Raw genomic sequence first — 24260 nt, 5'->3', positions numbered from 1 at the left:
CTACCATTTTCCTACTCAAATGTAGATTACAATGAAAGAGTGCTGCTATATAAACATTTCTATGAAGCTACACATATTGAGTGGGAATAATCTTCAACAAGACAGAAACCTTATGTATCATTGGTTTCTGTCTTTTTTTATTTTGATTCTGACCAATAGATATTCAATACACATCAAAATATTAGTAGACGAGCAAAAAGGGAATGACCAAATTTATTTTTTTCTATGTTTCCGATTGAATTAAATTCTTTACGAGTAAAAACGTACAAATTATTTTATAAAAAAAGAGTGCGGAAAAATATTCCACACTCTTTATTATATTTACATATTCTTATCTATCAGTTGGTACTGATAATCCTAACCCAAAATACCAAACGCACTCAAAACGATCGACAAGATCAAGATGATCCAAATTACTCGAGTGGAATTTAGTTTCTTTTGGCCTAACATCCAGTAGGTCAGCAAGACGAGCAAGATAGGTACAAGGGATGGCAAGATGGCATCCAACGTGTCTTGGATCACTAATTCGACGCCGTCTTTTTTATAGACAAAAGGAACGGTCGCTTTAACGACAGAGGGAATCAAAGCACCAATCACTGTGACCCCTAAAACGGTTGCGGCATTGGTGAAGGCAGATAATTTGTCTTTCAAGGTCGTCACTAATTTGACCCCTTGTTTGTAACCTAGGGGAAGCAACGCTGCCCGACCGAAAAGTAACGCGATGTTGGCGATGATCCAGATGACACAACCAACAACGGAACCATTTTGCGCCAATGTGCCAGCAACAGAGCCAAAGATCGTTCCCCAAATCACGTGGAACAAGGAGTCACCGACACCTGCCAAGGAACCCATCAAGGCCGTTTTCAAGGCGATGATCGTTTCTTTGGCTTTGTGTCCGTCTTGTTCTTCAATCGCGACATCGATCCCCATGATTAAGTTCCCAAAGATCGCATTAGTATTAAAAAACTGATTGTGGGTCCGCAGCATATCTTGCAGCTGGGTTTCATCATGGCCATAGAATTTTTTCAAGACGGGCAGGATGCCGTAAAGGTAGCCTGAACTCATCATTCGCTCATAGTTCCAGTTTAATTGGCTTGCCAAAATATAACGCCAGCTAATGGTATTCAACTCTTTTTTTGTCAGTTTTTGATCACTCATCGCCATCATATCCTCCTTCAAAATCTCCGGCAGCTGCCGTTGCAACCGTGCCTTTTTCGCTATCACGTTTAAAGACTAACATTGCTGCTACGAGCCCAATGATGGAAACACCGAGCATTGGCACTTGCAGGTACGCAGCTAAAAAGAAGCCTAATAACAAATAAGGAATGTAGTGCTTTGTTGGCAAGTAGCGTAATAAGATCGCTACGCCGACGACTGGCAAGACGCCACCAGCGGTTTTTAGTCCAGTCATCAGCCATTCTGGCGTGTTATCGGTAATCGTCGTAACGACTGCATCTCCAGCTAAAAGCATCAATAAAATCGGAATCGCCCGTGACAATCCCCATAAGAAAGAACCCGATAAAACTAACCGTGGGATTCGTTTGACTTGCATGTTGTCGATGGCTCTATCGATCCGGTGTAGTAGAAATACGTTACAAAAACGAGCCACGACATCCAGTTGCAGCATCAGCAAGGACACTGGAACTGCTAAGCCGATGCCATATTCCGCGCCGTTTCCTGAGATCACGGCAAACGCCGTTCCCAGTACTGCGCCGGTAAAATAATCTGGGACGGATGCACCACCAAATGCGGCGATCCCTAAACGCATCAACTGCAAGGTCCCACCGACCATCAAACCGGTCTTTAAGTCCCCCATGATCATTCCAGAAATCATTCCGGCGATCGCTGGTTGGGTCAACGTATTGGAAATAAGTGAATCATTAATAGCAATAAAAGCATAAACAGTAATAAGAATGATTTGATACGCTGCTAAATGCATGAATTTTCCTCCTAATTGTATGAACGAGTCTTAACTGGCTGGTTATCGATCGTTATGTCGCCTCAGATAAATTGTGAAAAATACTCGTTTTTTGACAAATCTTCCGCTACATATTCTCCTCGATTCAATCCCTGCCTGGTTTATCCTCGTAATTTCTTCATAAAGTCGATCGATGGTTCATTGGGTACAAGCTGTGCCGTGACGGTGATGCCTTTTGCGGCGATCGCTTCAAAGATTGGTTCTTCTTCTGGCAGCACTTGAATACTTTTGGTTACTTCCCGTGCACCATCTTTGTAGCTCATGTTGCCGACGTTGATCGCTTTGATCGGTCCATCTGCTTCAATATAACGCAAAACATCTTGGGGATTTTTGAAAAGCAAAAACAACCGTTGCTTGCCATAACGACCGGCACGAATATTTTTGGCTGCCGTTGCCACTGGAAGGACGGAAAGTCGCATCGAAGTTGGCGCTGCCATTCGTAAAGAAGATTTTTGTAATGGGTCTGCGGCGGCTTCATCATTGGCCACGATGATCCGTTGCGTGTTTAAACTGGTGGACCAGATACCGGCGACTTGTCCGTGGATCAAGCGCTCATCGATCCGACTATTGACGATATTTTCTTGCCCAGCATACGCACTGTAATCCCCTAATTCCTCTTGCTTTTCTTCTAAAATTTCTTGTTCTGCCTGGTTCATCCCTGCTTTGACATCAACGATGTTTTCTTTGGCTAAGCAAAGCAGCTCGTTGATCGTCGCTCGTTGATTGACGACTGCCTCGATCACTACGGACAATGTCATTCCAGCGAAAATCGCCACTTCGTCATCCTCTAAATAATTCTTGACTGCAACGTTGCACGGGGTTCCTCCTAATAGATCCGCAATAATCAATGTTGAACCGTTAAGGGCTTTCATTTTCTCGTTCAATTCTTTTTCAAACTGCAGATTGTCACTATCTGGTCGTAATGAAACGGTGTGAACGTTTGCTTGCTGGCCTACGATCATCTCGAGACTACTTTTGACCCCTTCTGCCATGCCGCCATGACTGATCAATACAATGTTTTCCACTAATTTCCCTCCTACTCCGTAGGTCGCCCCACTTAACATGTTATGTTCCTTATAAGCATACTATACCACATGGCAAGCCATCCGTAAACCTAATATCTTAACATATTGAATTTTATTTTTAAGGCATGTACAGACTGGAAAACAACATATTTTCTACAATAATTAAGTGGCAGGAAAGGATTTAACATGTTATGCTTGATGTATTCATATGGAATGGAGGGAAACCACTGTGCTGCCAAAGTATGAGCAGATCAAGCAAGATCTTTTACAAGAAATCAAAGACCATAAATTCATTCCCGGCGATAAGTTTTATTCAGAGGCGGATATCAAGCGAATGTATTCTGTTAGTTCGATCACGGCAGTCAAAGCGTTGAATGAATTGACGAGTGCTGGCTATCTGTATCGCATCCAAGGCAAAGGGACCTTTGTTTCAAAAGCAAAAGTATCTCAAAGTGTGAAGTTTTCCGACATTGAGCTGCATTCACTGGACCAAGAAAAGGTCAAGGTCCTTGCGGTGGAAGAAGGAAATGACCCGGAGATTTTGAAAGAATTAGGGTTGGCTGCCAGTGCTTCCTACTACCGAATCAAACGAGTCCGCTATTTTGGCGATGTTCCTTTCTTGGTTCACATCACTCATCTACCGAAGAAACTGATGAAAGAACCGATCGCCAAAAACCTCAACCGATATGCTAGTGTTTATGAGCGGGTCCGAAAAGACTTTGCGATCGACCTTTTCTCATTGGCTTCTGTTGAAACCAACGAAATCGTCTTTCCTGATGACGCTGAATTGTTGAACTTATTGCAACTGAGCTTCCGAGAGCCTGCGGTCAAACAAGTCAAGCACTCCTATTTAGCAGATGGAAGTGTCGCTGAATACATCGTCAGCTACAAGCACTGGAAATATTTCAAAACAAAAATAGAAGTAGAGCCCGCGTAAATTTGGGTCTCTACTTCTATTTTTTTATTCTACGACAGGTTGATCACAGAAAACGAGTTCCTTGATCTCAACGCCATCGGTTTCAAATACCACGACTTCGTTGCTGCCTTTTTTCAAAAATTCTTTCGGACAGTATAAGGAATGCACGGGGCCACGTTGCCAATAGCGACCAAGATTGATGCCATTGACGATAACGACGCCTTTGCCATACCCACGGCAATCGATAAACGTATCTCCTACCTCTGTCAGCCTGAAGGTCGTTTGATAAAAGGAGGGGTGTGTCGGATTTTTTCCTGCTTGATAATCGATGGCTTGTAGCTGCTCTGCGGAAAGCGTCACTGGGTAATGACGATAGCCTTGGTGGAAATGAATATCTTGCATGATGCCCCCACGGATGCCTTTGGTTTGCGTAGGCCCATTCAATTTAAACCCGTAATTCACACGCCCCATGTTTTCCACTAAGACATCTAGCTCGATGATTTCTTTATCTGGTGCCCCTTGGATCAACAGCTCCTCGCCTAGCGTCTCTTGGTATTGGATCGCCTGTAATTGGCCGTCGGTAAAAATATGCAGCCGATCGCTAGCTTCTACCACTTTTAGTTTGTTTTCTCGATGATAGTTTTTTAACTGAACCGAATAGAGCAAATAGCCGTAGCCTGTGCTGACAGTTTCCATTGTTAGTGGATACATGTTTTCTTGCGGTGCCATCAGCTGATCTTTGATAGCCAATAATGAGACACTGTTTTCGATGGGAAAGGTTCCTAATGCCGCTAATTGCTTGGTCCGTGGTTTGGCTTGCCACACTTCGGGACAGGCTTCTTTTATGGCTTTTTGTACCTGATAGTATTTGTCGGTAGGTTCTCCTGCTTCTGTCAGTAAAGCATCGTAATCATAGCTGGACACTTGTGGTAGATCCAGCGCTCCCCGAGCGGAACAGCCATTGTAAAAGCCAAAGTTCGTGCCTCCATGGAACATGTAGAGATTCAAGGAGCCGACCGCTAACATCTCTTTGACTTCATTAGCTAAGTCTTGACCGTCTCGCTTGATGATCGGCTCGCCCCAGCGGTTGAACCAGCCATCCCAGTATTCCATGCACATGATGGGCCAATTTTTGCCATGTTTTGCCATAAACTCTTTCATCACAGCCGCATTTTCCTTGGAACGACTGCCGAAATTGCCTGTGACAAAGATGTCGTCTTCAATCAATGTCCCAGCGTCCAGTACTTCTTCCCATGCCCCATCTGAAGTAAACAAGGGTACATCGATGCCGTATTCTTCCATCAACTCCTTGGTCTGGCGCAAATACGCTTTTTCCATTCCATAAGAGCCGTACTCATTTTCCACCTGCATCATGATCACTGGTCCCCCATGGGTGATTTGCAACGGCACAAGTTTTGGCAGCAAGACCTGGAAATAGTTACGCACCTTTGCCATGAAGCGTGGGTCGGTTGAGCGCAACCGCATCGGTTCGTTTAACAGCCAAGCTGGCAACCCGCCAAATTCCCATTCAGCACAAATGTAGACGGAAGGCCGCAAAATGACCATCAAGCCTAGCACTTGGGCTTGCTTTACAAAAGCACAGATGTCTTTCATTCCTTCAAAGTCGTAGACTCCTTCACGAGGTTCGTGGAGATTCCAAGGAATGTAGGTCTCAACTGTGTTGGCTCCCAGTGCTTTTAGATTGTAGAGGCTATCTGTCCATTGCGCCGGTGTCATGCGGAAATAATGGATCGCTCCGCTGATCAATTTGATTGGTTTTCCATCTAACAAAAAATCTTCTTTTATCTCAAACGTTCGCATGTCGTCTTCCCCTTTACCAGTATCTTTGCCAATTAGGCAATGCCAATCGGATCAATCCTTCTAAATAGAAATAGTCCCCCCAAAGATTGGGTTCATCGATGCCTTTGCCTTCCGCATGAGCATACACACCATGCAGCAATAAGCCCTCATTTTCTGGCACTTGGCTCGCTGCATACTGCTCGCCTAATTGGTAAAGCATCCCTTTAGCGATTTTTTTAGCATCAGGATACGCCCCCATTTTCTCTGCTTCCAACAAGCCACAAGCCGCAATCGCTAAAGCAGAGCTGTCTTTTTCAGCAGGATGTTGGTCGTTAAAATCAAAGTCCCAATACGGCACGAGATCTGCGGGTAAATGTGCTAAGAACACCTCCACGATCTGCGGATAATTTTCTGGAAAAGGCTGGCTATGCAAGTAGCTTTCATTCAAAGGGAGCCCTAAAATCGCCCAGCTTTGCCCTCGTGCCCAAATCGATTGGTCGCTGTTTCCTTGATGCGTCGCCCCGTGACTTGGCTGCCCCGTTTCAGGATCGAAATAATACGTATGAAAGGTGGTGGCGTCATTTTTGATGACAGTCTTTCGCACTGTCTGATAATGCTTACTCGCGGCCTCTGCGTAACGAGGCTCTCCCGACAATTGGGTTGCTGCAAATAAAAGCGGCAAGTTCAGTAGCGAATCAATAATCAAGCGGTATTCTTGTGGGTCGCCATAAGTGCCCCAAGCTTGAATAAATTCCCCCTTTTCTTGAAAACGTGCCAACAAAACATCTGCTGCTTGAATGACTTCTTGCTTGCAGTGTTCATCGCCAGTGATCTTGTAGCCAGCACCGGCGGATAAGCTATATAAAAACCCGATATCATGATGATCTAATACAAAATGGTCGTCTAAGCGCGTTTGAAAACTGTCGATATTCTCCATAGCTCGAGTCAAAAAGTTCTTTTCTTTGGTCCACTCATAGGCGAGCCACAACATCCCCGTCCAAAAGCCATTGGTCCAATCATCGTTGCCTTTCAGCCGATATTTGCCATTGGTGGCACAGGCTGAAGGAAACTGTGTGCCAAAGCGCTGACTATTTTTTTCGATCTGTTGGATGCACGCGGTGATTTTATCCGCTAACCACACATCGGTCACTTTTTCTCCTAACAGGATCAAGCGTTGTTTGTTCTCTTGCAGACGCATGTTTGCCCTCCTCTTAACTTGTTAACATATTAACTGAAATCATTATAACGTAAACGAACAAAAAAAGCGACCTTCCTTCATTGATTCCTAAAAAAAGAGCATGACAGCTGCCCACAAATGCAGACCTGTCATGCTCTTGTCCTCTTTTTTTAACAGTTCCAACCAAATACTTCGATTTGTGTAAGAGCTGGAAATGGGGAATCATCCTCTGCTTTTTGCAGCTCTTTATAGGTTAGCTTAGTCGTTTCTTTTTTCGGAAAACGAACTTCTTGAAATGACGCCGTATTTGTCGTTCCCACCAACAGCTCTTCTCCATCAGCAAAGACCAAGGTCCCTTTGGTCCAATAGCTATCATGGGGATAATCTGCCCGTAATAGGAAGCGAACCCGATCGATCAAGACAGGACGACCAAAATCAATGGTCAATGCAGCATCGGCTTGCTGATTGATGCCCCAAGAAGCAAACGGATACGAACCGTGGGATCGGTTGCCATATTTTCCATCGATCGCATTCTTGGCAAAAAAGACGGAATCATCTCGCGTCTCCACATTCGCTGAAGCATGAGGATACGCCCCTGTCGCTGACTTTTGATCATGGGCATTGAAAGATAAATTTTGATAATTCGTGATCTCAAACGCATGGGCTTTACGCACCATCAGGTGATGGCGCTGCGAGGCAAAGGCCGTTTCCACCGAGGACTTTCGATGAGATTCCGTCCAAGGGATCTGATATTCCCAAGTGGATTGGGAAAGATAGATCAGTGATGGTGCTAAGGTTTCATCAAGCTGAAGGACATAATACGGATTTTCCCCCGTCACCTCAACGACGATCTTATCCCCTTCCTCATAGGGATAGTTTTTAATGGCTAATACGGCCAAATCATCACCAGAAACTTGAAACGGCGCGGGTTCTTTTTCATGGTCGATGCGACCGACGATCACCTGGTCCTGCTTATTTTTTATTGCTAGCGTAATCATTTGGATCGCTCCTTTCTTTTTCTACGATACCACCGACTAAACAAATCAAACGGTGCTTCCCTGGTGGAATATGTTGTGCTAAGTATGGAAAACTAGTTCTTGGAAAAAAGACGGAGGTATTGGCTTCTGGCTGAACAATACTGGCTTGTTGATAGCCTTCGATGTTGATGATTTGAGAACAAAAGCCTCCTTCACTGACTCGACTCCAGGTCGGTCCTGTTTGGGCCTGAGGCAACCGTCCAGTCAGCGGTACACTAAACCCGCCCTCACGGAGGTCCAACGAAATCGTCGTCGTCAACTCGTGCACGCGCACATGCCACTGACCAAAGGGATAAATCTCAGTTTCAATCACTACCTCCTCAAAGGGTGCCCATTGGTAAAAGACCCCTTTTTCCGTCACTCGATAATCCCTGACTGCGCCCTTCGTGCGAAAATAGCTGCCATCTCGAGCAATAGCTAATGTGCTATCGAAGGCGCCTTCGGCATACGTGACGCCAGCTTTCGGCACACTGAAACCAAGTTTGCTCGAATAGACGAATTTGCTGTATTTTGCTTGAGCATGGGCTTGCTGTTCAAGCATCAAGCCTGCAGGATACCCCAACAGATGATGGCTTTTTTCATTGTGCACCAGCAACATATTGCCTTTTTCAATCCGTTTTTGCGGCTCTCTTTTGATTGGCTCAGGTTCAGCCCGCCAAAAAGGATGCGTTTCTGCGACCGCTAAAAGCAAAAAGGTCTTCAGCCCCCAATAAGGCGAGCCTGGTGCATTATACCCTTCTGCCATTACATGATTTTCATAGTGGTACCCGATGGACAAGCGACCATCGAAAGTGAAAATTTCTTGTGCCATCCAATTGCGCAAGTGCTTCGCCAGTAGTCCTCGCATCTGTCCCCATGGGATCGCTTCGACGTCTGCGAAAACCAGTGCCGAGAAAAACGCCCCTTGCGCAAACCGATAAGTCAGGCTGCGGCCATAGGGCAAGGCTTCGCCATCTTCATCAAAATAATAGACGAAGTCTTGGGCAAATCGGGTGGCTCGTTCTTTAAAACGCTGTGCCCATTCTGGGTCTTCGTCTTGCATAAATGTAGCGTAAATCAAGCCATAATAATGAAACGCAAAAGGAATATAGTAATCTCGCTGCGTCGTTTTCCCATCTACGTACCAACCATCGCCAATGTACATGGAATCGATCAATGCCAACTCTTGGGACAATGCTTCTTTTGCCAACGGTTCCCCACAGTGAAACAAGGCAACGCGTATCAACACTTTGAAGAATGTCCAGTTGTTCTTAGGAATCTTGCACTCAAGTGCTTGGGAAAGCCAAGCCACTAGCTTTCGCTGGTTCTTCTGCGGCAACGCTGTCCAAAAAGCGTCCTTCTGCAACAATAGGGTCAATGACAATGCGGCTGCTTCCACGATGTATTGATCATAATCCGTGATCCTTCCCCAGTAAAACGCGTGTTCAGGATCTGTCCCTGCTATCACTTTTTCTACGTAAGCTGCTCGTAACGGATCATCTGGGCAAACCCTCCAATAAGGCGCCAGCCCCCACAAAGGACGCACAAGCGCTTCCATCTCAGCCCGTGTTCGATCATATACGGCCCCACTGCTACCTAGATTCAATCCTGGATAGTCATCTGCCAAGATCGCTTCTCGCAAAGGAGCGATCATGTCTTCCAATGCCCGCTGATAATCCAGACGCGTCAAAAATGGATTCTCTTTGATTGCCATTTGCTTCATACGCCATCTCCTTCTGTCAATTTACAGAACAGAATAGCAAGCAACGGCTTTTTTATCAAGCGATCTTCTACTGGCAATACTGCTGAAAAATGAGAAAAGATTTTGAGGGATTTTTGACTTAACCTGTTAACAAATCTTTTAGGATTGATTTTCTTCCCTTCTTTTTCTTTTAACTAGCAAAGTTAACTTAGTCTATATGAAAAAATTATGATAAATCATCCATAGTGCTCTGACTTTTTTTCATAATTTTTTGCTAACCCTTTTTTGTCTAGATGAGGGCAGCGTCCGTTATACTATCAACCTTTTTTCACTAGAAAAAGACACCCTAAAGCCTTAAGTCAGAAGCCTACCACTTCTTCTCAAAAGCCCTTAAGATGTCTGATTACTGGCCATTTCTCTTGTCAAACAGCGAAAAAACTATTCTTCGACCGCGACTTTGTCCCACCAAGAAGTGGCGGTCTTTTGGATCACTTCATTCAAGTCTTCGATGTGCTGTTTTCCAGTACTTGCTAGCCATTCTTGTGCTGCTTCTGTTCCTTGTTTTACAAAGGATTCAACACCATCTTTCCACGTTGCCCGGCCGCACAAGACGCCATTGAAGGTGGAGCCAGCTTCTTTGGCAAAAACCAGCGTTTCTTGGAATAAGCTGGCTGATACGCCTGCACTGAGAAAAATAAACGGCAGATGTGTCGCGTCGCTTTGCGCTTTGAAATACGCGGCAGCTTCTTCCTTGGTATGCACGGCTTCTTCCTTGGCAAAACCTGCCACATAATTCATATTGACTGGTACTTCCACTTTTAACACATCGACTTTGTACTGTGGTTTTGAAAATTCCTTCATCAATCCGATGACTTTTTCTGGTTTGCGTTGCGCATATGCTTTTGAGTCGACTTCAGGCAACTTAGCATCATAGGAAAGAACTTCTAAAAAGAAGGGCAGATCAGCGGCTTGGCATTCGCTGCCGAGTCGTTCCACAAAGACGTGTTTCAACTGATTGATCTGGGTAGCTTCATCTACATCATAATAAAGCAAAAATTTGATGGCATCGGCGCCTGCTGCTTTTAATCGCTCAACCGACCATTCCCCTAATAAATCAGGCAAACGTCCCGGCGTAGTCGCATCATAGCCGGTTTTTTCATACGCCAGCAAAAGCCCCGCCTCTGGATCACGGCTTTGCGCAGCTGCCAACCCATATTCTGGATCTAATAAAATAGAAGACGCGTAAGGGGTCAATTCTTGTGAGACTAGCGTTTTAAACTGGCTGATTTTCTCTGCATCAGCCTCCACGCCAAGTGCTGCCATCATTTTTTTCAAGGCACCTCGTTGGTCGATCGCTAAAGCTGCGATCACTCCTTCTTTCGTTGACAGGCGATCCATCGCTGCTTTTTTGGCTTTCGTTACGGTTGCTTTCATTAAAATTCCTCCTTTTTTGTCCATGCCAAAGAATCAACCGCTTTCACTTTTTTCAGCGTTGGCGAAACGGTTGTCAGCACGTATAAAAATGTCTATTGATGAAGCCGTTCGACTGATTGACCACCGCACGTATCGACTTCGTACAAGAAAAGATACGTGCTCGTGGTGGGCTTTCTCAGTCATCGTTAGTTGTTATACGGATGAATCGTCACGCCTTTGACCACCCGATTGACGGTACGCGTTGGCGAAGGGGTGTCGGGTGTATTCCCGACTTTGATCGATGCCAGCAGTGCGATCGTTTGTGCAAAGACAATGTCTGCTAAGGTTAGATAACCGTCTGGCAATGATGTGTCATCTGGAAAGAAAAAGTTTGTTCCTGAAAAATTCACAGCGGTTGGCTGTCCGATAGCAGTCACTGCGGCGGCGATGCCGTCACTCTTTAATTCTTCCAACATATCAAGATCATACTTCCGCGTGTAGGACGTATTGCTGACAAAGACAAAGACGAGGGTTTGATCATCTACGAATGATTTCGGTCCATGACGGAAGCCCATCGAAGAATCGAACACGGTGGCGATTTTTCCCGCAGTCAGTTCCAATACTTTTAGCTGTGCTTCCCTGGTCAACCCCGACAACGTGCCTGAGCCCAGGTAAACGATCCGCTTAAAGGAACGGTCCGTCAGTACTTGGAGTTCTGTTTCTCTGTCGATCACTTCTTGCCCCAATCGGCTGAGGGTTTCAACATAATGCCCCTTTTCTGTCAGAGGCGTCTGGTCAAAAATCAGCAGTGCGGAAAGAGCCATGCAAGAAAAACTTCCCGTCATTGCAAAGCCAGCATCATTTGACCTCTTAGGCATCAATAACAGATAGCTCGTTTCATCAGCGGCAGCTTGTTGTGCCAAAGATCCGTCGGCTGCACAAGTGATCGCCAAATGATAGCTGTCGGCAACGAATTGGTCGACGATTTTGACCGCCGCCAAACTTTCTGGTGAATTGCCGCTTCTAGCAAAAGAAACGAGCAGTGTTGGTTCATCCGCAAATAAAACTTGTTCTGGAGCAGCGACGATATCCGTCGTAGCAATACTTTCAAAAAGATAATCCGCAGTTGCGCCCGTCTTATTCAAGTAAGGAACGATCGTATCTCCAACATATTGCGACGTCCCCGCTCCCGTGAAGACCACCCGGATTCGTTTGTCCGTCTTTTGCTTGATGGTACGTAAGAAAGTCGCGATCGCCTCTTGCTTTTCTTGATAGATCGTCAAGGTTTCTTGCCAAAGTTCTGGCTGTTGTTTGATTTCTCTTGTTGTAATCTCCGCACCTAATTCTGCTAATTCCTTTGTTGACAGTTGAAACATCTTTCTTCCTCCTAGCTACTGTTTTTCCAGTATGTATTCCCAGTGACGGTGCGAGGAACGCTTGTCTTGGATGAATGCTTAGCGATCACCCAAAGGGCAAACTTCCCCGACCTCACTGGTTTTGAATACACGCCTTTTCTTTGCTCGAGTGGATCATTTCAGACTGTCTAGGAAATGCGCTACTCGTCGTTACGCAAGTGGCGGACTTTGTATCTAAATTGGTCTGCTCGGGCAACACTCAAGGTGTATTCGATCACTTCATTTTCAATATTGAACGTGCTGCGTACCAGGTTCAACACTGGCGCACCTTCGTGGATTTTCAGCAATGCCGCATCTTTCGCACTGGCAATGCTGGCAAAAAATTCTTCGTCCGCGAGGCGGATCACTTGATGAAAGTCTTCATGGAAGATGTCGTACAATGGTTTTTGCTCGATCATCTCACTCGTTAAATGCATGAAGCGTTTGACCGGCAGATAAGAACGCTCGATCATCATCGGTTGCCCATCAGCAAGACGCAATCGTTTTAACTTGTAGATCGGCTCGCCGATGGAAACTTGCAACTGAGTGGCAAAATATTTTGTCGCTTCCATTTTTTTGAATGCCAATACTCTAGTTTCTGGTTGTTTCCCTAGTGCTTTCATCTGTTCGGTAAAACTATAGGAACCTGATAAATTGGTTGCCTGTTTGCGGATATCCGAGACAAAGGTGCCTTTGCCATGTTGGCGATAAATATAGCCTAATTTTTCTAGCTCCTGTAGAGCCAAGCGAACGGTGGTCCGACTTAATCCGTAGCGCTTTGACAGCTCTCTTTCTGAGGGAAGCATTGTGTCTGCTTCCATTTCATTTTCGATTTTTTCAATCAGTAAATTTAACAATTGATCGTATAATGGTTGTCGATTTTTATTGATATTCATAAGCCCCTCCAAACTGGTTACTACCACATAACGAGTGTACTATTTCCCGATAGGCGTGTCAAACAATCGTCTACAGGGGCTCTGTTTCCTGAATTTGCGTCTTTTCACGCAGGAAAATGAACCAATGGCCAGCACGAGCTAAGCTGAAAAGTCAGCTGTTGCTTGCTTAGCAAAACTCCTCCTGCGTGTTGCGCCGTTTCTTCTGCTAGCTTGCTTATTGCGGCCAAATGGATGGATACAGACCAAAGCCAGAACCGATCAAGCCGATCACTAGCAGCAAAGCGATACATTTCAACGGCGTCCAGCCGCGTTTTGATAAGAAGAAATACAGCATCAGTGTGATGGTCAATGGAATCACTTGTGGCAAGATCCCATCGAGGATTTTTTGAATATCGATCGTCACGGGCACTTCGTTGACTTTGTTAAACGTCAATTCATATTTGCCGTTAGCCAGTTCGTTGACCGCTGCATTTTCTTGCAGTGTGTCGGTCAATTGACCATTCTCATCCGTGGTATACAGCATATCTCCATAAGCGGCAATGGCTGCTTGATCATCCACGATCGTCGTCGCTTGCGTCACTTCATTGGTAGTGCCGTTAGGGATCTGAATATCCAAAGACGTCGCCCCATACACGCAGGTCAAGGAACCGACAACAAAAATTCCTAAAATACTCGCTGCTCGGGTAAACTCTTTGGCATTTTCCGTTAAGATCCCAATGGCATCTGTCCCTAAACGATAGGACCAATGCATCAAGAAGAACCGTAAGCCGAATTGGGCCGCATTGAATACCAGTAAGAAAATAAACGGTGCAGCGATGTTTCCATTGATCGCCATATTTGCTGTGATACCAGCTGTTATCGGTACCAGAGTGAACCAGAATAACGCGTCACCGATCCCGCCTAGCGGTCCCATCGCGGCGACTCGCACTGCCCGAATCATGGGAATGTCGGCTTTGTTTTGTTCCATCGATAGAATGATCCCCATCACAAAGTTCACCAAAAATGGATGGGTATTGAAAAACTCTAAGTTATGGCTCATTGAAGCAGCCAAGTCCTTTTCATTTTTATGGATCTTTTTCAATCCCGGTAAAATACTGAATAACCAGCCTCCTGCCTGCATTCGCTCATAGTTGAAAGAGGCTTGTAGAAATAAGGAACGCCAAACCATATTGTTCAAGGTCTTTTTATCCAGTTGTTCTGCTGGCGCTTGTTCGCTATAAGAATCGGGAATATTATATGCCATCTTCGTCGCCTCCGAAATCATAGGTATTGGCTGCTGCTACTTTAAATTTGGACTGGATTTGATAATCCCAAAAGGCTAATGCAAAACCGATAAAGGCTAGAATGATCAAGGCTGGTCCTTGCAAAGAAGGTGCCGCCATTACGATCGTGGCTAAACCAAACCCCATAAAGAAGAAGCCCCACATTTCTTTGGAAACCATCACTTTTAGTAAAATCGCAAAACCGACATACCGCATCATGCCCCCAGCTGCGCCAAGCCCACCCATCAACCATTGAGGGATCGCTGCGACCGCCTGATTCCCGAAGGCAGCACCGCCGATAAAGAATAAGACCACGATCAAGCCAAAGATCGTTCCAAGACCCGCCATCGCTAAATAATTGATTCGATCAATGCCCTTCGTATTGGCATCATGGGCGTAGCTGTCGGCTTTTGACATCACTGGTGACATTAGTGAGAAGATAATCGTCACCCCATATTGCCCCAGCAAAGAAAACGGAATCGCCGTAGCAACCGCTACTGTTGGTTCTAGCTGCAGCGTGATTGCTAAGATTGCTGCCATAATTCCGCCAATCACCGCATTTGGCGGTTGCGCGCCGCCCACCGGCATATTGCCGATCGTCATTAACTGATACGTTCCGCCAACGATCAAGCCGGTTTGAAGATCTCCAAGAATAAGTCCGATAACCATCCCGGTAACAATGGGTTGGTACAATGATTCTAAAAAACTAAATTGATCGATTGCGGCAATGAATGTAACTATGAAGACTAAAATGATTTGAAAAATCGTGTAATCCATTTTCTTTCTCCTTCCTTACCTCTGCATTACTGAAATAATTTCTTTTCATCTTCAACAGGTGTCGTTGGAACCCGCTGAATCACTAATTGCACCCCCATTTCCTTCAGTTTTTTAAAGGCATCGACATCTGCTTCATCGACGGCAACTGTTGTAGCAACCTGTCTTTTCCCTTCTGACATATGCATATTCCCAATGTTCAGTTTCTTGATTGGTACTCCACCTTCAGCCAATTTCAACGCATCTTGAGGACTTTCAACCACCATGAAAATCTTTTGTTTTGGCGATGCTTTATGAATGATCTCGATGGTTTTTTGAATCGAGAAATACCTCGTTTGGACGCCAGCTGGCGCCGCCATATCCATCAACCCTTGTCTGACTTTGTCTTTGGCGACCTTATCGTTTGCCACTAAAATTAGATTTGCCCCCAACGTACCGTTCCATTGGGTGGCAACTTGCCCATGAATCAACCGATTGTCGATTCGCGTCAACAAAATATTTGGTTCTCCCATAAATATATCCTCCTTCTATCTACTGCATGATTTCTGCAACCGCACTACGTTCTACTTCGATCACCGTTCCCGATTTCACCCTTAGATCCACTGTCTCTTTCCCAAGTGCTTGAATCTCCCCAATAATGCCGCCGTACAATTTGATCTTCTGTCCCTTTTTCAAAGACTGCTGCAATTCAGCGAAATAGCCCTTCTGCCTTTTCAGATTTTTCCCATTCAGGAAAGACGAGACCGCCAAAAAGAGAAAGAGAAAAACAAGCACCACGATTGAGGCTGCTAAGATCATTTCCCACATGTTTAAATTCCTTCTTCCTCATTGATTTCCTCATGGCCTTTGATCTTTCCGTGAAAAATACCGCTCTTGCCAATCTCTGCCAGTTCTTGGCAAAAACCCTCTGGATCGGCTGCCGTATATCTAGTCAACGAACCTTCCACTAGCATCAGTAGATTGATGCCGCCGATGACCTCGACTTGCGGGTCCTCATTGGTAGCGGTCATCGCAACATTAAAAGGGGTCCCGCCCACAAGGTCTGCACAAATCACGACCCCATCACAGGTTTCCTTTAATTGATCGATTGCTCCTTGCAACTCTTTTTCAAAGTCAGCTAACGGATTTTCCTCTAAAAACGGCACTGCTAGAAATTGTTCTTGGGGTCCTGCAATCATCGCAAGCGCATTTTCCATCCCTTGCGCAAATCCTCCATGACCTGTTAAAACCAAACCAAGCATCTTATGTCCTCCCCTCATTCTCAACTGGTAGTAACCACACATCCAATATAAACGCTTTCATTTTGTCTGTCAATAAAATTTTTGTTTTTATATAAAAATATCTTTGTTATCTTTAAATACGCAAAAAAGCGCCAAAACAATGATTATCAAACAAAAAACTAACTGCAAAAAGTATTGAAATCCATCAACAGAATGTGTACAACGTTATTTTAAACAAATAAACACATTCGTTTTCGATTTCTGGTATCTAAAGAACCACAAGTCACTCACTATTCACCGATACAACAATCAACGTTGTTAAATAAAGGAACTATCAACAAATTTGCTTCCTTACTAAAAAAACCAGCTAGGTATAATCCCTAACTGGTTTTGATCATCACCAAACTCATTTTCCATTATGCGTTTTATTAAATTTTATCGCCATTTTTTTAAGAAAAATTCATGTTATTAACTTAAACAGGTTAGAGATAACAAGCTACCGTATAATCCAGAAGCTTTAAGAATATAAAAACCACCCATACTAACAGAACTAATGCAAAGCATATCTTGGTGGAGCTGATGTACTCTCTGTTCAATGTTTTCACGTGAAACAAAAAAACCTAACCAACCAGCAGGATCGCTGATTGATTAGGAGATAGACTGCTTTATTGTTCGGTCAACCACGTGCGCGAGTGTTCAACTTCTTCATACGTTAACTGATGACTCGGGGTCCAAACGGTTGAAAGGACTGCGCCCCGCGAGGTAAAGATCTCTTGGACGTAAGCACTGTCAGCTAGGGAAACGATCGGGTCGTTTCTGCCAAAACTCAGAAACACATGAGTGTCACTCAAGGAATTCGTCGGTACATTCTCGACTGGATACATGGCGTGGTAGAGGATCGCTTTTTTGAAGTGGTCACTATCATTTAGTAATAAGCGAATGGCAATGTTGGCGCCATTGGAATAACCCACCAGTACCACTTGGGCTAACGAAAAGTGGTATTCTTTGGCGGCTTGCCGAATGAACTCGGCTAATTCGTCGCCGCGAAGTGCTAAGTCGGCTTCATCATACACCCCTTCAGCCAGGCGTTTGAAGTAACGGGGCATGCCGTTTTCTAAGACATTGCCGCGAATACCTAATAGTGACGCTTGGGGATCAAGGGCTTTGCCTACTTCTAGCAGCGACTGTTCGTCGCCACCGGTGCCGTGGAGCAGTACCAAAACTGGTGCGTCAGCTGCTCCTTGTTGGTAGATTGCTTTCATCGAAGTTCCTCCTTTAACTTGGTCGTTTGATATCGAAAATCTCCCCAATCGTTGCGTAAGAATTTCCCGCTAGCCGGCTGACTGCTTGTAAGGCACGGGGATCGATCTTGCCATCTTGATAGACATCCTCTGCAATCTGGTAGCCGACGACTTCCAACAATAAGAGATCGGCAGTGGTCTGCTGGTCTTTTTTGATGGGTACGTGTTGATGCAGAGTCGTTTCTAAGCGTACATTGGCTTCTTTCAAACCAGGAACGGCAATTGTTTTCGATGTCGTTGTGGTAAATCCAGAAACCGTCAACTCGCTTTGGTCTGCGGGCAATAATGCCGCGGTTTTATTGGCCTCTTGGACATTTGTTTGATCTAAAATATGCACGACGGCTTCTTTCGTCGCCAACAGATTGCGAGCGGTGTCTTTCAGTTCCCCCTCTTTGCGCTGAATAGCCAACGAGAGGATCACGGGTTCTGAGCTGACGATGTTAAAAAAACTGAATGGAGCGATGTTGACGATACCGTCGGCTGATTGCGTACTGACCACTGCCACTGGCCGTGGGATGATGGAGCCGATCAGTAGTTTATAATTTTCTCGTTGGGTCAAATCCTTGGGATCTAAATAGTGCATACAGCGTCTCCTTTTTTCTAAACCGATAAATCTGGCAAGCGATCCTCGATCTCTGCACGACGACTTTCAAATTGGGCTGGCAACATCAACTGCTGGCCTAACGTTTCCAACGGTTCATCAACGAAAAAGCCCGGGGTTTCTGTTGCGATCTCAAAGACGATATTGCCCCGCTCTTGGAAATAGACGGCTTTGAAATAGTTACGGTCCTTGATTTCAGTGACGCCGTATCTTTGATCGTACAAGTATTCTTGCCACTCTTTTTGCACTGCTTCCGTTGGCACAGACCACGCGATGTGATGGACGGTGCCGACACCCCAGCGCCCTGCTGGCATTGCTTCATGGGGCACGACGATCTCATGAGCGAGGGTGCCTGCGGTATGAAGATGGCTGCTTTTCTCTGTTTTGTTAAAAATGTTCAGTCCTAGATCATCTGCCAACGTTTGAATGGTCGCTTCTGGTTGTGCCGAAAGCAAGACGGCCCCATGAAAGCCTAAAATTGCTGGTGTTTCTGCCGATTCTTCGGCTTCGACTAACGCCAAAGACAGGTCATGCTGATCATGAAGTTCTAACGTTGGCCGATCAAACAATGTACTTTCTTGAACAGTTACTTGATGTTTCGCCAGATAATCTTGCCAATAGGCACTGCTGTCTTTTGGAATGCGAAACGCGATCGTGCCGACTTGTCCGCTTCCTACTCGGCCAGGATGGGCATTTGCCCAAGGGAAGAAGGTGATGATGGTCCCATTTTCTAACGCTTGATTGCTGTAATAAAGATGATACGTGTAGGGATCATCAAAGTTGACGGTTTGTTTGACGAGGCGCAACCCCAACACGTCGCGGTAAAAGGCAACGTTCGTTTGCGGATCGCCTACGATAGCTGAAATATGGTGGATCTGTTGAATGGGTTGCATACTATGTGCCTCCTTAGGCGCGTTTTGTATTGAAGGGTTTGATGACTCCTTCGATGTATTCACGGCGATTTTCTAAAAATGGTGCCAATGATAAGGACTCACCCAATGTTTCGTATGGCTCATCCCCCATGAACCCTGGTTCATCTGTTGCTAGTTCAAAAAGAATATGGCCGATGCGCACATACAAGGATTCAAAATAGTAGCGATCCACATAGCCGGAGTTGGCCAATCCCAAGTTATCAAAGATTTCTTGCCAAACTGCTAATGAGTCGTGGTGAGCTAAACGAAAAGCGACATGATGCACTTCGCCATCGCCTTGTTGTGCTTGCGGGCTCGTGGTATCTTCCACTAAAACGACTTGAGCGCCATTGCCGCCTTCACCGACTTCTAGCAAATAGCGATTGTCTACTTGATCAATGGTTTTGAAATCAAAAACGGATTCCAGCAGCCCTTTGAAATCTGCCAAGTAAGAAACAGACATTTCGACAGGACCTAAGCCATAAATCGCAAATTCAGTAGGAACCGGTCCTTTTTTCCAAGGGGTACCAGCTTTCACGCCAGTATTGTGTTCATCAGAGATCAATTGATAGGCTTGCGTATCAAAATCCCAAAAGCGCAACACTTTTTTCCCAAATTCGGTGGTGATTGCTTCGTGTTTTACCTCAAATTCATCAAAGCGTGCGGCATAATAATCAAGGGCAGCATCACTGGGTACTCGGAAACTGGTGCGGGTGATCGAGTTGGTTCCTTTGCTGCCGCGAGCGGTATTGGGAAAATCAAAGAACGTCATGGTCGTTCCCGGTGACCCTAAATCATCCGCAAAGTAGGTATGGTACGTATAAATGTCATCTTGATTGACGGTTTTTTTCACTAAACGCATCCCTAACACATCCGTAAAGAAATGGTAATTCCGTTCCACATCACTTGTCATGGCCGTCACATGGTGTACCCCTAATAATTGATCTTGTTTTCTCATTTTCTTTTCCTCATTTCTGATCGTAAGTTATTTTTCGTAAAATTGTTTTTAATTGTTGCAATTCTTCACTGCTGAGTTCGGAAAAACTCGCCGCAATCTTTTGTGCATGACTGGGAAAAATTTTCTCCATCAATGCCCTGCCTGCTTCCGTAATACTGACGTAAGTTACCCGTTGATCTTCTTGGCTAGGTTCCCGGCGCACGCAGCCTTTTTTGACTAATTGATCGACTACATAGGTTGTCGAGCTGCTGGCGATCAAAATTTTTTCCTTGATGGCTTGCGTCGTATGGGTGCCTTTATGGTAAAGCAATTCCAGTACAGAAAACTCTGTAATATTTAAGCCATAACAACGAACATCCTTTTTTGCCACTTGTTCCAAACGACTCGCCGTACGCAGCAAACCGATGTACGCTTTGAGCGCTTCTTCTTGATGCGCCATTTTCCTCACCTCTTTATTTCGAATTCGAGATAATCATAACTTACTTTTTGTAAGTTGTAAAAAGATATGCTTTGGTTGTTTAAGAAAATCATTCAATGCTTATTTTTATAGAGGTTAAGAACGGTTAGACACTAACGAAGGTCCACCTTTTCTCTACGTCCCCTTCAAATCTAATAAAAAACGGAACTCATGAAAGATTCCATAAGTTCCGTTAAATATATATTTTACTGAAGAGGATTCGATCCATTCCATGTACTGATCGATGAAGCGCTGATTCCGACGCATACTTGTCCTTTTTAGATCATTGTGGTCGGCTGCACCTGCTTTTCCAAAGCCAGCAACCACTTTTTGCGTTCGACACCGCCGCCATAGCCGCCGATGCTGCCATCGCTATTGATGACGCGGTGGCATGGAACAATCAACGCCAATTGATTTTTTCCGTTGGCATTGGCAACAGCTCGGGTGGCTTTTTCATTGCCGATTCGCTGTGCCAATTGTTTGTAAGAGTATGTTTCTCCGATCTTCATCGCCAACAGCTGCTGCCAGACGGCTTTCTGAAAATCAGAGCCGATCAATGCGATGGGTACCGTGAAGGCAGTTCGATTCCCTGCAAAATATTCCGTCAATTCTTGCTTGAGTTGCTGAATGATTGCCGTTTGCTGGGGAATAATCACTGCATTCAAGCGGCTTCTCAAAACAGCAATCTCCGTTTCTAGCCCTCTGCGATCCACGAATTCTAACAAGTAAAGCTGCTGCTGGTCGCTGATCGCCAACATCGACCCAAGCTTGGTCTCAAGCCAAGCAGAAGAAAGAATCGTTTTTTCGCGGCTGTTGGAAGGCAGCTCCCCCATAATCCGAGAAAACGCATCTCGAAAGCCGTTGCCAGAATCGAAACCGGCTTCTAATTGCGCTTGTATCAGCGGTTCTCCTTCACGAATCTGCTTAAACGCTAACCCTAAACGGCGGGCACGGGAATATTCGATAAAGGTCATGCCAAAATATTTTTTAAATTGTCGACGCGCGGTATTGGGATGGATCGCTAGCGCTTCAAAATCTTTGTCGGTCCACTTTTTCTCTGGGTTACTCTCCACCGCTTCCACTAGGCTTTTCACGTCAGGAGATAAGTGGCTAGGTGAGCTGAGCGGGCGACATCGTTTACAGGGACGATACGCCGCCAGCAACGCTTCTTGTGCCGTCTGAAAAAACTCGCAATTTTTTTTGAGCGGTTTTTTCGCTGGGCAGGTGGGACGGCAAAAGACGCCGGTGGTTTTTACCCCAACGTAAAAGATCCCTTCATATTGGGAATTTTTTTCAATCAGCATGTCGTAATAGTGGTCCCGTTGTCGGCTATCTTCAATCATCTTGCGCACCCTCCTTCCTTTCTACACTTACAAAAATACTTCGTGCCTGTCCAAACACACGATCAACCAATGCAACAGCCTGCATTGGCAGTTCGAAAATTTGCCCACATCCTTCTGATGACATACGATCACCCTTTCCTCTGAATGACCTTAGTGTACAAAGAATGGTCTTGACGCATCCCATAAAAATTAACACCAATTTTTTAGGAAATGAAACACATCATTTAAGACGTGTATTTTCTGCGATACCCTCTATCCTATCTACGAACTGATCAATTTGAATAAGCGTTTTTTCTAAGTTATTCTTAATTTTACTTACTATCTTTTCTCTACCCTCTTCAGCAACAATTATAAAAATATCTTCTACAAACTTGTTATTGATACCAGCAATTTTCCAATTCCCTGTTCCCCACCACTCCCAAGTATCTTTTCTTTTTCTACCACCATCTACTTCTGTAAGAATACGCTCTAATCTTTGACGTCCATCAGGATCAATTTTTCCTGTAAATGCTATCTTAATTCTTCCAGAAATAGATTCAGATTTATTGTACAATTCAATACCGTAAGGCTTGTGGTTATTCCATCCACCGGGGAAATTTTCTGGCAAGTCTGGAAACAATTGATTCAGCCTCTTTGTTTGGAATCGAATCATTGTTTTGCTAGTAGAAATAATCTTTATTTCCTCATTCTTTTCGTTAGCTAATTCCGCCAAGGCCTCAACATATAATTCACTCATCAAACTTAAATTATCAGGGCGGTTTTCAAAAATTAAATCTAATGCATCTTGATGTTCTGCATATATTTTCCGACATATCTCTCTAAGTTTTTCATCCACTAAAAGATCACTCCTTAATACGTTTAAATAGTCGTTTATTATGTAGCTTATTTTTGATTCTAGCTGATTCAGCTTTAATAATCGCTCCAAAATAAGTGCGATATCATAGTAAGAAACTATACACCATTCTTCGTCAGAGGGCTCTATTCCTTCTGGAGTTAAAAAAACAAAAATCCGATTATATTCTTTATAGTTTTCTTCTACATAGCTCTTATATTTATTTAATTGATGTTTTGATTCGAGTGATATCGTTTTATTTTCTATACACAATACCATCTTATTCTTTTGTGATATCAAAAGAAGATCAATATCCTTATGCTCACGAAATATCTCTATATCTTCATAATCCGCTAACACAATATCAAAATAATCTAATCCAATAAAATCATACTGGTCCATTTTTAAACATATTTTTAAAAATGATTTCAGAAAATAGTCCTTCATTCCATGACCTTCTTTTGGATTAAACAAGTAAGCTAAAAAGTTACTATGTCGAATTTCTGTTCGAGATAACTTTAATATCTGAAAAATGTTTTCTTCTTTTAACCAGGGAGCTAGTTGATCACTTATCATGTCAAAATCTTTCAACAGATAATAAAGTTTTTCTTTATCGGTATTCTTCACATCGTTCACTTTCTTCCCACAATTTTTTTCCACAAAGTTTATTCAACCACTGTCAGACTAAAAATACAATGAGTATTTGGTTTACAAACAGTAGTAGTTATATACAAAAAAGCTTAGAGCGACAAATCCGTCTAAGCTTTAATTCAAATATCTTTTAACCAAAAAGTTTTTCTTTTTTCCGCAAGACTCGCTCTAAACGGGGGCGATTGTAGCGTTGGATCATGATGAATGGGCAGTTAGCCAATAACGCATAGACGATCATCACCCAGCCCGCCCACGCAGGATTCCAGAGGAAAAAGAACGGTGCTGGAACCATCAGCAGCCAATGGGTCAGCTCTGCTCGGCGTGTCTCGATGACGAATTTTTCCAGATAGTCCTTTTGTTGCTGAGCCAAGCGAGATTTGTCAAAGCCTTTTTTGGCAATCACAGTGCCGTCGGGCAATTTGTCTTTCCACTGACGAATACGAAATACCTCCGCCCAGATCCTACCGCCTTTTTCAAAGGCAAAAGAACGGAACCAGTTGGCATGACGTTCAAAAAAAGCATCACTGACTTTGCGCAAGCCAAAGGAGATGCCTAGATGAAACAGCAGCCAAGCCAAGCTGTCTGTAATGAGCAAGAGCAGTGGGGATAAGGTGATCAACGGCATGTGCATCG

The 24260-nt window shown here is 44.4% G+C and carries 24 protein-coding genes; 1 reads left to right on the top strand and 23 read right to left on the bottom strand.

Translation table 11 applies throughout. The annotated features are described in order from the left end of the window. Positions 1–357: 357 nt before the first annotated feature. From ACI3E5_RS01175 to ACI3E5_RS01165, 3 genes are all read right to left on the bottom strand, one after another. Complete coding sequence (locus ACI3E5_RS01175) at positions 358–1167, bottom strand: PTS system mannose/fructose/sorbose family transporter subunit IID (RefSeq protein WP_005226799.1); 810 nt, start codon at positions 1165–1167, stop codon at positions 358–360. Further along, positions 1151–1939, bottom strand: coding sequence for a PTS mannose/fructose/sorbose/N-acetylgalactosamine transporter subunit IIC (locus ACI3E5_RS01170; RefSeq protein ID WP_005226797.1), 789 nt, complete (start codon positions 1937–1939; stop codon positions 1151–1153). The genes ACI3E5_RS01175 and ACI3E5_RS01170 overlap by 17 nt, the downstream gene beginning before the upstream one ends. A gap of 140 nt (positions 1940–2079) precedes the next feature. Continuing rightward, positions 2080–3003, bottom strand: a complete 924-nt coding sequence (locus tag ACI3E5_RS01165) for a PTS sugar transporter subunit IIAB (RefSeq protein WP_086293705.1) — start codon at positions 3001–3003, stop codon at positions 2080–2082. Between the two features lie 229 nt (positions 3004–3232). On the opposite strand from ACI3E5_RS01165, the gene ACI3E5_RS01160 reads away from it, so the two are divergent. After that, a complete protein-coding gene (locus ACI3E5_RS01160) occupies positions 3233–3940 on the top strand; it encodes a GntR family transcriptional regulator (RefSeq protein WP_060791605.1) in 708 nt (235 codons plus the stop codon). 24 nt (positions 3941–3964) lie between these two features. On the opposite strand, the gene ACI3E5_RS01155 is transcribed toward ACI3E5_RS01160, so the two are convergent. The 20 genes from ACI3E5_RS01155 to ACI3E5_RS01060 all read right to left on the bottom strand — a co-directional run bounded on the left by ACI3E5_RS01155 (position 3965) and on the right by ACI3E5_RS01060 (position 24252). Further along, positions 3965–5740 carry a glycoside hydrolase family 35 protein gene (locus ACI3E5_RS01155; RefSeq protein ID WP_086293702.1) on the bottom strand — a complete coding sequence of 592 codons (1776 nt, stop codon included), beginning with the start codon at positions 5738–5740 and terminating at the stop codon, positions 3965–3967. Positions 5741–5753: 13 nt separating this feature from the next. Further along, positions 5754–6917: a glycoside hydrolase family 88 protein gene (locus ACI3E5_RS01150; protein ID WP_151195432.1), complete on the bottom strand. Its 1164-nt coding sequence runs from the start codon at positions 6915–6917 to the stop codon at positions 5754–5756. A 149-nt stretch (positions 6918–7066) separates the two neighbouring features. Next, positions 7067–7894 carry a hypothetical protein gene (locus tag ACI3E5_RS01145; protein WP_086293698.1) on the bottom strand — a complete coding sequence of 276 codons (828 nt, stop codon included), beginning with the start codon at positions 7892–7894 and terminating at the stop codon, positions 7067–7069. Then, complete coding sequence (locus ACI3E5_RS01140; RefSeq protein WP_086293696.1) at positions 7869–9635, bottom strand: DUF2264 domain-containing protein; 1767 nt, start codon at positions 9633–9635, stop codon at positions 7869–7871. The genes ACI3E5_RS01145 and ACI3E5_RS01140 overlap by 26 nt, the downstream gene beginning before the upstream one ends. A gap of 417 nt (positions 9636–10052) precedes the next feature. Beyond that, on the bottom strand, positions 10053–11048 hold the full coding sequence (lacD, locus tag ACI3E5_RS01135) for a tagatose-bisphosphate aldolase (protein WP_288307807.1): 996 nt from the start codon (positions 11046–11048) through the stop codon (positions 10053–10055). Positions 11049–11233: 185 nt separating this feature from the next. Further along, complete coding sequence (locus ACI3E5_RS01130; RefSeq protein ID WP_086293693.1) at positions 11234–12403, bottom strand: SIS domain-containing protein; 1170 nt, start codon at positions 12401–12403, stop codon at positions 11234–11236. Positions 12404–12582: 179 nt separating this feature from the next. Further along, positions 12583–13317: a GntR family transcriptional regulator gene (locus tag ACI3E5_RS01125; protein WP_005226773.1), complete on the bottom strand. Its 735-nt coding sequence runs from the start codon at positions 13315–13317 to the stop codon at positions 12583–12585. 214 nt (positions 13318–13531) lie between these two features. Continuing rightward, positions 13532–14560: a PTS system mannose/fructose/sorbose family transporter subunit IID gene (locus ACI3E5_RS01120; RefSeq protein ID WP_077453025.1), complete on the bottom strand. Its 1029-nt coding sequence runs from the start codon at positions 14558–14560 to the stop codon at positions 13532–13534. Further along, a complete protein-coding gene (locus tag ACI3E5_RS01115; RefSeq protein ID WP_005226770.1) occupies positions 14550–15356 on the bottom strand; it encodes a PTS mannose/fructose/sorbose/N-acetylgalactosamine transporter subunit IIC in 807 nt (268 codons plus the stop codon). Before ACI3E5_RS01115 ends, ACI3E5_RS01120 begins: the two co-directional genes overlap by 11 nt. Positions 15357–15382: 26 nt before the next feature. Further along, on the bottom strand, positions 15383–15865 hold the full coding sequence (agaV, locus tag ACI3E5_RS01110; protein ID WP_096742084.1) for a PTS N-acetylgalactosamine transporter subunit IIB: 483 nt from the start codon (positions 15863–15865) through the stop codon (positions 15383–15385). A gap of 19 nt (positions 15866–15884) precedes the next feature. After that, positions 15885–16160 (bottom strand): preprotein translocase subunit YajC, encoded by a 276-nt coding sequence (gene yajC, locus ACI3E5_RS01105; RefSeq protein WP_194194983.1) that lies wholly within the window; start codon positions 16158–16160, stop codon positions 15885–15887. 2 nt (positions 16161–16162) lie between these two features. Continuing rightward, a complete protein-coding gene (locus ACI3E5_RS01100) occupies positions 16163–16594 on the bottom strand; it encodes a PTS sugar transporter subunit IIA (protein ID WP_194194984.1) in 432 nt (143 codons plus the stop codon). A 644-nt stretch (positions 16595–17238) separates the two neighbouring features. Beyond that, complete coding sequence (locus tag ACI3E5_RS01095; protein ID WP_086293683.1) at positions 17239–17835, bottom strand: alpha/beta hydrolase; 597 nt, start codon at positions 17833–17835, stop codon at positions 17239–17241. 13 nt (positions 17836–17848) lie between these two features. Next, a complete protein-coding gene (locus ACI3E5_RS01090; protein ID WP_081117711.1) occupies positions 17849–18457 on the bottom strand; it encodes a flavin reductase family protein in 609 nt (202 codons plus the stop codon). Positions 18458–18474: 17 nt separating this feature from the next. After that, positions 18475–19368: a VOC family protein gene (locus tag ACI3E5_RS01085; RefSeq protein WP_194194985.1), complete on the bottom strand. Its 894-nt coding sequence runs from the start codon at positions 19366–19368 to the stop codon at positions 18475–18477. A gap of 13 nt (positions 19369–19381) precedes the next feature. Further along, positions 19382–20344, bottom strand: a complete 963-nt coding sequence (locus tag ACI3E5_RS01080) for a ring-cleaving dioxygenase (protein WP_081117709.1) — start codon at positions 20342–20344, stop codon at positions 19382–19384. A gap of 10 nt (positions 20345–20354) precedes the next feature. Next, entirely contained in the window at positions 20355–20783 is a 429-nt protein-coding gene (locus ACI3E5_RS01075; RefSeq protein ID WP_016611544.1) for a MarR family winged helix-turn-helix transcriptional regulator, read from the bottom strand. 296 nt (positions 20784–21079) lie between these two features. Then, entirely contained in the window at positions 21080–22144 is a 1065-nt protein-coding gene (locus ACI3E5_RS01070) for a bifunctional transcriptional activator/DNA repair enzyme AdaA (protein ID WP_086293677.1), read from the bottom strand. A 220-nt stretch (positions 22145–22364) separates the two neighbouring features. Continuing rightward, positions 22365–23603 (bottom strand): PDDEXK-like family protein, encoded by a 1239-nt coding sequence (locus tag ACI3E5_RS01065; RefSeq protein WP_252704672.1) that lies wholly within the window; start codon positions 23601–23603, stop codon positions 22365–22367. Between the two features lie 154 nt (positions 23604–23757). Next, the gene (locus ACI3E5_RS01060; RefSeq protein ID WP_242596020.1) at positions 23758–24252 is read right to left on the bottom strand and encodes a glycosyl-4,4'-diaponeurosporenoate acyltransferase CrtO family protein; all 495 of its coding nucleotides are present in this window, start codon (positions 24250–24252) and stop codon (positions 23758–23760) included. Positions 24253–24260: the final 8 nt, after the last annotated feature.

The organism is Candidatus Enterococcus avicola, assembly GCF_047470845.1.
GTDB lineage: Bacteria > Bacillota > Bacilli > Lactobacillales > Enterococcaceae > Enterococcus_D > Enterococcus_D casseliflavus.
The sequence above is the reverse complement of the archived record's forward strand: the minus strand, read 5'-3'. Positions and strand labels throughout refer to the sequence as shown.